At 67.3% G+C, this 8617-nt stretch carries 9 protein-coding genes and 1 pseudogene; 4 read left to right on the top strand and 6 right to left on the bottom strand.

Annotation, left to right across the window (positions count from 1 at the left end):
• Positions 1–181: 181 nt before the first annotated feature.
• Both AB0M99_RS37230 and AB0M99_RS37225 read right to left on the bottom strand, forming a co-directional pair.
• Positions 182–916, bottom strand: coding sequence for a hypothetical protein (locus AB0M99_RS37230; RefSeq protein ID WP_365928625.1), 735 nt, complete (start codon positions 914–916; stop codon positions 182–184).
• 209 nt (positions 917–1125) lie between these two features.
• Entirely contained in the window at positions 1126–1290 is a 165-nt protein-coding gene (locus AB0M99_RS37225) for a tyrosine-type recombinase/integrase (RefSeq protein ID WP_365928623.1), read from the bottom strand.
• Between the two features lie 101 nt (positions 1291–1391).
• Here AB0M99_RS37225 and AB0M99_RS37220 point away from each other — a divergent pair, with 101 nt between their 5' ends.
• On the top strand, positions 1392–1673 hold the full coding sequence (locus AB0M99_RS37220; RefSeq protein ID WP_365928621.1) for a hypothetical protein: 282 nt from the start codon (positions 1392–1394) through the stop codon (positions 1671–1673).
• 295 nt (positions 1674–1968) lie between these two features.
• Here AB0M99_RS37220 and AB0M99_RS37215 read toward each other — a convergent pair whose 3' ends face one another.
• Together AB0M99_RS37215 and AB0M99_RS37210 are read right to left on the bottom strand one after the other, a co-directional pair.
• Complete coding sequence (locus AB0M99_RS37215) at positions 1969–2844, bottom strand: sigma-70 family RNA polymerase sigma factor (RefSeq protein ID WP_365928619.1); 876 nt, start codon at positions 2842–2844, stop codon at positions 1969–1971.
• Positions 2841–3224 carry a VOC family protein gene (locus AB0M99_RS37210; protein WP_365928617.1) on the bottom strand — a complete coding sequence of 128 codons (384 nt, stop codon included), beginning with the start codon at positions 3222–3224 and terminating at the stop codon, positions 2841–2843. Before AB0M99_RS37210 ends, AB0M99_RS37215 begins: the two co-directional genes overlap by 4 nt.
• A gap of 283 nt (positions 3225–3507) precedes the next feature.
• On the opposite strand from AB0M99_RS37210, the gene AB0M99_RS37205 reads away from it, so the two are divergent.
• A complete protein-coding gene (locus tag AB0M99_RS37205) occupies positions 3508–4593 on the top strand; it encodes an integrase core domain-containing protein (protein WP_365928615.1) in 1086 nt (361 codons plus the stop codon).
• A gap of 32 nt (positions 4594–4625) precedes the next feature.
• Positions 4626–5345 (top strand): annotated as a pseudogene (locus AB0M99_RS37200) (GNAT family N-acetyltransferase); the annotation flags it as partial.
• A 185-nt stretch (positions 5346–5530) separates the two neighbouring features.
• Here the strand turns inward: AB0M99_RS37200 and AB0M99_RS37195 are convergent.
• On the bottom strand, positions 5531–5947 hold the full coding sequence (locus AB0M99_RS37195; protein ID WP_365928613.1) for a hypothetical protein: 417 nt from the start codon (positions 5945–5947) through the stop codon (positions 5531–5533).
• A 695-nt stretch (positions 5948–6642) separates the two neighbouring features.
• Here AB0M99_RS37195 and AB0M99_RS37190 point away from each other — a divergent pair.
• Positions 6643–7869: a serine/threonine-protein kinase gene (locus AB0M99_RS37190; protein ID WP_365928611.1), complete on the top strand. Its 1227-nt coding sequence runs from the start codon at positions 6643–6645 to the stop codon at positions 7867–7869.
• Between the two features lie 390 nt (positions 7870–8259).
• Here AB0M99_RS37190 and AB0M99_RS37185 read toward each other — a convergent pair.
• Positions 8260–8617 (bottom strand): transposase (locus AB0M99_RS37185; protein ID WP_365928609.1); only part of this gene is annotated, 358 nt, incomplete at its 5' end.

Raw genomic sequence — 8617 nt, 5'->3', positions numbered from 1 at the left:
GCAATGATCTCGGCCGGGTAACGGTGGTTCCTGTACGACGGCGACGCAGACGACACGAACCCCCACCCCTCCCGGACACCGACAACCCGAAGATCATCCCAGACGCCCGGACAACGTGACAGTGCCGTCCCTGACCACCGCAGCCTGAGCCCGCGTCACCAGCCCGGATCACTTCCCACCCTCAACCAGGGGTACTTCGCCTATCTCTGTGGATCAACCACACGATGACAGGAATCCCGACCAGCGAGGACGGAAGAATCTGAAACGGCGCGGGCAACGCCACCACCCCGATGACCGCCGTGACGACGGCAACAGCCAACACCGCGACCAGCAGACGCGGCTTGCGGCGCAGACGGCCCCCCACCTCACCTACCGTCTCGCCCCCAGCCCCGGGACCTCCACCCGTGCTCAGCGCATCCACTGTGATCCGACCGCTCGCGAGCGCATTCGCCTCGCGAGAGCCGATCCAGTACTTCCGCAGCACCGCCAGCTTCCGCTCGAAGTCGACGTCACGTTCACGGCTGGAAAAGGTGCCGGGTATCGCGACCGACCGACCACGGACACGGTGGGCGCGCAGCTCCCAGCAGAACCCTCCACGTGTCTGATGACTCTTCCTCTCGATCTTGGTGATCTCACCCCACGGGATCGACCGTCGGCTGACGAACGTACGGAACTCCAGCCCTTCAGACGACAGGAGCGTTCTGCCGTATGCGCGGTTGACCAGGTGGAATGCTCCGGCCAGCCAAAACGCGCTGATCACTCCAGCCCACAGCCAGCGCTCCGCTTCCGAGTAACCCGGCCCTGCCGACAGCATGATCGCGGCCGCTACTCCTGCCCAGACCAACGTCAGAAACCCGGTCCACACCCAGGTGCTCCATCGGTCCGAAGCATCCAGACTGATCCATATCTCTGGCATGCCTAGATGCTATGAACCATGGCCCGAGTTGCACAGTCCGGATGAAGACTTCGCGGGCCGACTGTCATGGACGGGTCACAAACAGGTACTGAGGGTGCCTCGGCATAGTCACAGGCGGTCGAGGAAGGCCAGGACCTTGTCGGTGGGCTGGTAGCGGCCCGGCCGGGCGGTGACCGGCGCGGTCAGCGCCAGCGCCTTCTCCTTGATGGTCATGTGGCGTGGACGTAGGCGTCGGTGGAGCGGACGCCAGCGTGACCGAGCCAGAGGGCGATGACCGTGGTGTCGACGCCAGCCTGCAGCAGCGACATCGCGCAACCGTGCCGCAGGACGTGCGGGTGGATCCCGGGGGCCGGCTGCCGCGCGCAGGGGTACATGTACCGGTATGGCTCGTGAACGGGTCCGGTGGCCTCTCGTCGTGGAGCGGGCGCGGCAGATCGTCGACGGGTAAGCGCCACTCAAGGTCACGTTGCGACAGGTGATGTACCGCCTCGCGGCCGAGGGCGTGCTGCCGCACACGCCGCCGATGTACCGGCGGCTGTCCTCGCGGCTGGCCCAGGCTCGCCGGGAGGGCCGCTTCCCCGACCTGATCGACACCGTCCGCGAGGTCCACGTCCCGCCGGCCTGGCCGGACGCGGACGCCTTCGTCGCCGAGATGCCCGCCTGGTTCCGTCTGGACCGCACGGTGGGTCAGAAGCGCGCCTTGTACGTCGCGTTTACCGACTGCGGGGAGCTGAGCAGTTACTCTGACCTGCGCTGATACGTAGATTACATGTCCGCGATGATGTTGGTAAGGCGGGCTGATGCCGATCCCGGATTTCCCCAGTGCTGCTCTTCGCCGCAGTTGGTGCAGAAGTTGTGCGAGAGCCTCTACGCCCCGTGGGCCTCGATTGAAGGATCTGCGTGGCCAGTGGCGGGTCGGCCGACCATCCGATGACCTCGACGACGTGAGCTGGCTCCGCCGAGGATCGACCCGAATCCGAGCCGCCTGCTCGTCATGCTCGGTCGGTCCGGGATGACTTGCACATACACGGGCAGCCCCTGACGAGACCCACTCAGTCCGGGGTGGGCAGATCGATCGAGGCGAGCTTGGCCGGGTCGACGACGATGTGGATGCCGGTGATCCGGCCTTCGATGACGTTGAAGGCGATGATGGAGAGTGGGCTTCCGTCGGGGCTCCAGGACATGTGGCCGGGGATGCCGTTGACCAGCACGTGCCGTTGGCGGGCGACCTCGCCGGAGAACATGCGGGCGCCGCCGGCGACCTTCGTGGCGCCGAGGGTGACGACCACGCCATCGGGGGTGTCGACGGTCAGCTTCACGTTCGGGTCGAGGACACGCAGGAGCGCTTCGAAGTCGCCGCTGAGGGCGGCGGCGCCGAATGCCTGGACGACCGCTCGGTGCTCGCGGCTGCGGCCCGCCGGCTGGTCCGTGGCTTGGACCTTACGGCGGGCACGGCTGGCGACCATCTTGGTGGCGTCGGTGGATTTGCCCAGGATCTGGCCTATTTCTTGGAACGGGACGGCGAACATGTCGTGCAGGACGAACGCCAGGCGTTCGCTCGGGGTGAGCGAGTTGAGCACGACGAGCAGGGCGAGGCCGACCGAATCGGCCAGTGCCACCTGCTCGTCCGGCGCGGGGAGGTCGTCGGGCACCACCACGAGGTCCTCGAACTCTTGCCCGTACGGAGTTTCGGGGCGGGCTTGGCGGGATCTCAGGAGATCCAGGCTGATGCGGCCGACCACGGTCGTCAGCCAGCCTGCGAGGTTGTCAATGGTCGCCTCGTCCTGGCGGACGAGGCGCATCCAGGCTTCCTGGACCACGTCCTCGGCATCGGCGTACGAGCCCAGCACGCGGAACGCGACGGCGCGCAGCCGGTCGCGCTGGGCTTCGAACGCCTCGGTCACGAGGCCGGACGGCTGGGCGGTCACGGCTTTCGCTGCTGACGGAGCGAGACTCGGTTACCGTCCGGGTCCACAGCCTCGACGCGAACCCCGAACGGGTAGTCCACGGGCTCGGACTCTTCGAAGAGGACGCCGCGTCGGCGCATGATCTCGAAATCCTTTCGCAAGTCCTCGGATTCGAGGATCAGCGGACCGGGCGCGCCCGCGCCGCCCGGCTGTCCCGCGGCCGGCGCATGCGACCACAGGATGATTTGCACCGGGCTGTCGGGCATGCCCACGGCGAGGAAGCGTCCGTCGGGCCCCGGGAAGTCGAGCCGCTTCTCCAGGCCGAGTCCCTCGGTGTAGAACTCCAGCGCGCGGTCCTGATCGGTGACGTAGATCGTCACGTACATGATGTTGGTCAGCATCCGGTTCTCGATTCACTCGTTGGTGTGGCGACCGTTTGTACTTGGCCGTCACACCTATGACGAATGCCGGCGGGAGAAGGTAACAGGACCGATCCGTCCGAGCGGATACCGGGCCTGGCAGGGCATCTCGGCCGCCGGCGGCCGAGATGCGGAGAGCCGTGGCGGTCAGACGGACTTGATGAGCTGGGCTTCGAGGTCGGCGATCCTGTGCGTGCCGGATACCACATCCGTGCAGGTCGGGTGCTTGGAGTGGATGTTGGATGCCAGGGCATGATGATCGCTTGTGCTGCTTCGACTGGCGTATCTGACGGTTTCCAACGCGTTCGCCGTGCTGCGTCTGCTGCCGCTGAGCGATCGTGACAAGGACGTTGAGATCCTGGCCCTTCGTCACCAGATCGCGGTGCTGCAGCGGCAACTGGGCTCGGCGAGGGTGCAGTTCGCGCCGGAGGATCGGGCGCTCCTGGCACGGCTGCCGCGTGGGGTTCTGCAGCGGCTGCGCCTGGTTGTGCGGCCGGACACGGTGCTGCGGTGGCACCGCGACCTGATCCGACAGCGCCAAGCCGCAGCCGGCCGCCGCCGGCGCGTGGGGCGTCCGCGCACCTGCGCCTCGATCCGTCGGCTCGTCCTGCGCCTGGTCAGGGAGAATCCGTCCTGGGGCTATCGGAGAGTCCACGGCGAGCTCGCTCTGCTGGGCATCAGTGTGGCTGCGTCGACCGTGTGGGAGATCCTCAGAGCGGAGGGTATCGACCCCGCTCCCGACCGCGCCTCGATGTCCTGGGCCGACTTCCTGCGTTCCCAGGCCGACGCGCTGCTGGCCATGGACTTCATCGAGACCGTGACCCTGACCGGGCAGCGGCAGTACGTTCTCGCCGTCATCGAGCACGCCACGCGGCGCGTGCGGATCCTCGGCACCACCGCCCGCCCCACGCACCTCTGGGTCACCCAGGCGATCAGAAACCTCGTCATGGACCTGGAGGACGCAGGCGCCAGGGCCAGGTTCCTCATCCGGGACCGCGACGCGAAGTACCCCGCCCCCATAGACGCGATCCTGGCCGACGCCGGCATCCAGACCGCCCTGACCGGCATCAGGATGCCGCGCATGAACGCGGTCATGGAGCGATGGGTACTCAGCCTGCGCCGGGAACTCCTGGACCGGACCCTGATCTGGAACGAACGCCACCTGCGCCACGCGCTACTCGCCTACGAGCGGCACTACAACGACCACCGCACCCACCGATCGCTCCACAGCGCCGCCCCGCTGCGGGCACTGCCATCGCCCATCACCGAACCGGAGCAGATCGCCCGCCTCGACATACGGCGCCACGATCGTCTCGGCGGCGTGATCCACGAGTACCAGCACGCGGCCTGACCTGCGCGGACGAGGAATTCGGCACGCACAGGCAGGAGCGGGACGATACGTGGCTTTACCTGCACCGCGGTTACCTCTTGCCCGAGCATCGCGACCAGGGCATCGGGTCAGCCATGCTGAGCTGGGCCGAAGAGCGGATCCGCCAGCTCGTCGAAGACCATGGCACGGCGCGGACGGCAGTGATCGGTGCGAACGCCATGGTCTCCGAGCAGGACGCCACGGCGCTTCTGATCGCAGCCGGCTACCGACGTGTCTTCAGTCTGGTCGAGCTGGAGCTGAGCGATCTGCAGCAGTTGCCCGAGCCGGGCAGCGAACTCCCGGCCGGGATACGGACGGGGCCGATCGGGACCAGCCACTACCGTGCGGCCTGGAGGACGGTCGTCGATTCGTATGCGGACACCGGTTTCACTCAGAAATGGTCCTTCCAGGACTTTGTCGACACCGCCGACCCGGCATGCTGGAGGGCTGCGTGGAACGGGCAGGACATGCTCGGCGTGGCCCTCTGCTCCATCCGCAGCCACGACCACACCGTGGGCGAGGTGGAAGAGCTGAGCGTCCGAACGGACCAGCGACGCCTCGGAATCGGCCGGATCCTGCTGCTGGAAGGGCTGCGAAGCCTTCGCGAGCAGGGTGCAACGACGGCCAGGCTGTACACGGGCACGGCAAATCCGCACCGGTCCTACGATCTTTACGAGAGCGTGGGGTTCCGGAGACAGAACGAGTATGTTCGTTACCGCAAGCCGCTCGCTTGATCGACCGGTCATTGGACTGTTCGGTCGGTCCACAGAATTTGACAATTCCTCCGGAGTACCGCATGTGGGTCCGGGCTCCCGACCAGGCGAGTTGGGCCCGGCAACGGCGGGCCCGCCAACCCCGGAACGGGACTGGCGGGCCATCGCCGTCAGCGGCGCTCCGGGCGCCGCTGGTGCCCTGCCCGTCAGGGGCGTCCGTAGCGCTTGCAGGCGAGGGCCGTGACCGGGGGGTCGGTGCGGCCGTTGTCGAGGCAGACTCGCACGAACGCCGCTCCGCCGGGAACGTCCGCGGGGACGGTCATGGTGAATCGGGCACTGTCACCGCACACTGCGTACCTGCTCCAGTCCACCCTCAGTTGCCGGCCCTGACTGTCCAGGGTGTAGACCGTGGTACCACGACAGCTCGTCGGGCTGACCGACTTGTGCGTCCCTTCCACTACAACCGAACGGTTGTACCACTTGATGGTGCCCCAGGTGTACGTCTCCCCGTAGTAGACGTCGAATTGACTGTCCGGGACGACCGCGCCGGCGGCGGGTGCGGCAGCGAGCGTGCCAGCGCCGAAGGCAAGCGTGGCGGCGGCAGCGGCAAAACGTGTACGCAAGACGGACCCCCTGTTGGCGAAAGCCCATCGATACGAAAGGCCCCCACCACTGTACGAAGGCCGGCGCCCAGCCATACAGAGGAACACCACTTCTCCGCCGGACTCACTCGAACCCGGCCCTGCTCACCACACAGCGCTGGGCACCGGCGACCAGCTCACGGCGGACCGCGGCAACATTCCCACCCCACTCCGCCAGACGCGCACGGACATCCGCGCTCACACCCACCCGCGCAGGCGTCCGAGCCGACAAGCGCCCCTCACGCCGGGCCACCGACAGCCAGCTCCACACCGTCCGCTCAGACACGCCCAAAGCCGTGGCAGTCAACCGCACATGAGTAGAACCGAGATCGTTTCATCCTGACTTCGCAGGTCACGGGGCTGGTGTGGGTGGGGTCCTGCACGATCCGGTTGATGCGGGTCTGTCGATCCACGGATCCGACGTGCTGCCGGCATCGCGTGCCGAACGGCGACGTCATCTCGCGTCGCGAGAAGGTATGAGACACGTGAGGCATGTCCGGCACGTACGGAAGGGGGCCTGTCTTCTGCTCCACCAGGCACTGCGGTAGGCGCGGCACTGCACTCTCCTACGTGTCCAAGGGGCTTATCGACCACCTGCGCATGTGGAAGTCTGATGCGCGACACGTCGCTCTGGTCAGGACTGTCAGGGTTGGTGAACTCGCTGAGAGGGTGGGGCGTTGGGAGCTCAGGAGGGGTTGGAGCGGGTCGTCGGCGGGCGCTACCGGCTCGTCGGACAACTCGGCTCAGGCGGATTCGGTCGGGTGTGGAGGGCGTACGACGAAATGCTGGCCGTCGACGTGGCGGTCAAAGAGGTGTGGCTGCCGCAGCAGGCTTCCTCCGCTTCCGGTGCCGAACATCATGAGCGGGTGGTGCGGGCCGCGCGTGAAGCCCGCAACGCCGCCAAGCTGCGCGATCATCCGCACATCGTCGCCGTCCATGACGTGGTCATCGAAGACGACACTCCCTGGATCGTGATGCGCCTGGTCGAGGGGTTGTCCCTGGAGGAGCACCTGCGCACGCACGGGCCGCTGCCCGGCCCGCGCGCGGGCGAGGTCGCGACCGCGCTGCTCAAGGCGCTGAAGGCCGCCCACACCGCCGGGATCGTGCACCGCGACCTCAAACCGGCCAACGTGATGCTCACCGACGACGGCCAGGTACTGCTCACCGACTTCGGTATCGCCGTCCACGAGACCGACACCAGACTCACCGCGACCGGAGGCGTCATCGGCTCCGCCGAGTACATGGCCCCCGAACGCCTCCAGGGCACCCAGGACCAGGCCGCCAGCGACCTGTTCTCGCTGGGTGCGACCCTCTACGAGGCGGTCGAGGGCATCTCCCCGTTCCGACGCGAGACCCCCACAGCCACCATGGCCGCGGTCGCCCTCCACGAGCCCCCGCCGATGCAGCACGCCGACCCCCTCCTCGCCTCCCTCATCACCGCCCTCCTCGCCAAGAACCCCGAAGAGCGTCCGACCGTCGACAGCACCCTGGCCATCCTGCGTGCCGGCGCCCCCACGATCACCGCAGCGACGCCCATGCCGCTGCGCGCACCCCAGCGGACGACCGTGCCCCCTGCATCGACCGACACCCCGGAGCCGCTGTCCCGGATGGCGCGTGCAGGGCGTCTGATCACGGGAAGCTGCTGCTTCGTGATCGGACTTGGCATCGTTGCATTCGGTTGCAGCATGTTCATCCGCCGGGGAGGTGACGAAGTGGCCTTCGGCGTCGCCCCTGTCGCCGCCACCCTGGTCGCGGTGCTCTTCGGACTGGCCGCGATGTTCCACCGCTGGAAGGGCCATGGCAAGCCGCCCTTCCGGATCGTCGGCGGGGTCTTCCTCCCCGTCTTCCTCCCACTGACCCTGATCTGGGCAGTCTGGAACGCGGTGTTGCTCGCGCAGCAGTGATGATCCCGGCAGATGTACCGGGTCGTCGCCGGTCAGGGCACCACCGGCCTGGGGCTCAGATCGTTGGCGGGTCCACCTACCTGAGTACTGCGGCTCGTGGAAGAGTGTGTAGACCAGGCTGCGGAACTGGGTGGGCTGTTGACGGTACTTGGGTGAGCGTTACCGCCCTGCTCGCCCATGTCGCCACCTGCTACGTAGACCGCGATGACCTACCTCGCCGCGTTCACCCTGGCAGGCATCCTCCTTCGGATCACTCGATGACGAGCTACCAGCACCAGTCAGAGGCGACCGTGCTCCGGAACGAGCGTTTCGCACCGATCACACAGCACGAGATGCATCCGCCGGCTCCCACGCAGTGAGCGACTCTGTCGGGAATCTTGAGGACGGGCGTCACTTCCCTTGGCGCCACCACAGCGGCCGGGGTAAGTCGCGTGCGTCGAGGTACTGCTGGAATGCTGTGGGAGGGCGGGGCCGGTACGAGCTGTCGGCGGGTTCTTGAAGACTCAGCCGCTCGACGTTGATCGCGATTGCTGTCAGGACGTGCTGGACGTGCGTCTTGGCCAGGCCGCGGTAGCGGCACCGGCGTCCGCGATGGCCGTCCGCGAACTCCTCGATGGTGCCCTCGGCCCCCGAGCGTCGCCCGTAGAGCCGGCGCCAGTCCGCGTCCTGCTGGTCGGCGCGGTTCTTGGTCTGGAGTTCGTGCAGGCGGCGGGTGGGAAAGTACAGGCTGCGAAACGGGCCTGGAGTG

The organism is Streptomyces sp. NPDC051183 (assembly GCF_040682455.1).
Lineage (GTDB): Bacteria > Actinomycetota > Actinomycetes > Streptomycetales > Streptomycetaceae > Streptomyces.
Note: the sequence above shows the minus strand (reverse complement) of the source record. Positions and strands in the feature narration are given on the sequence as shown.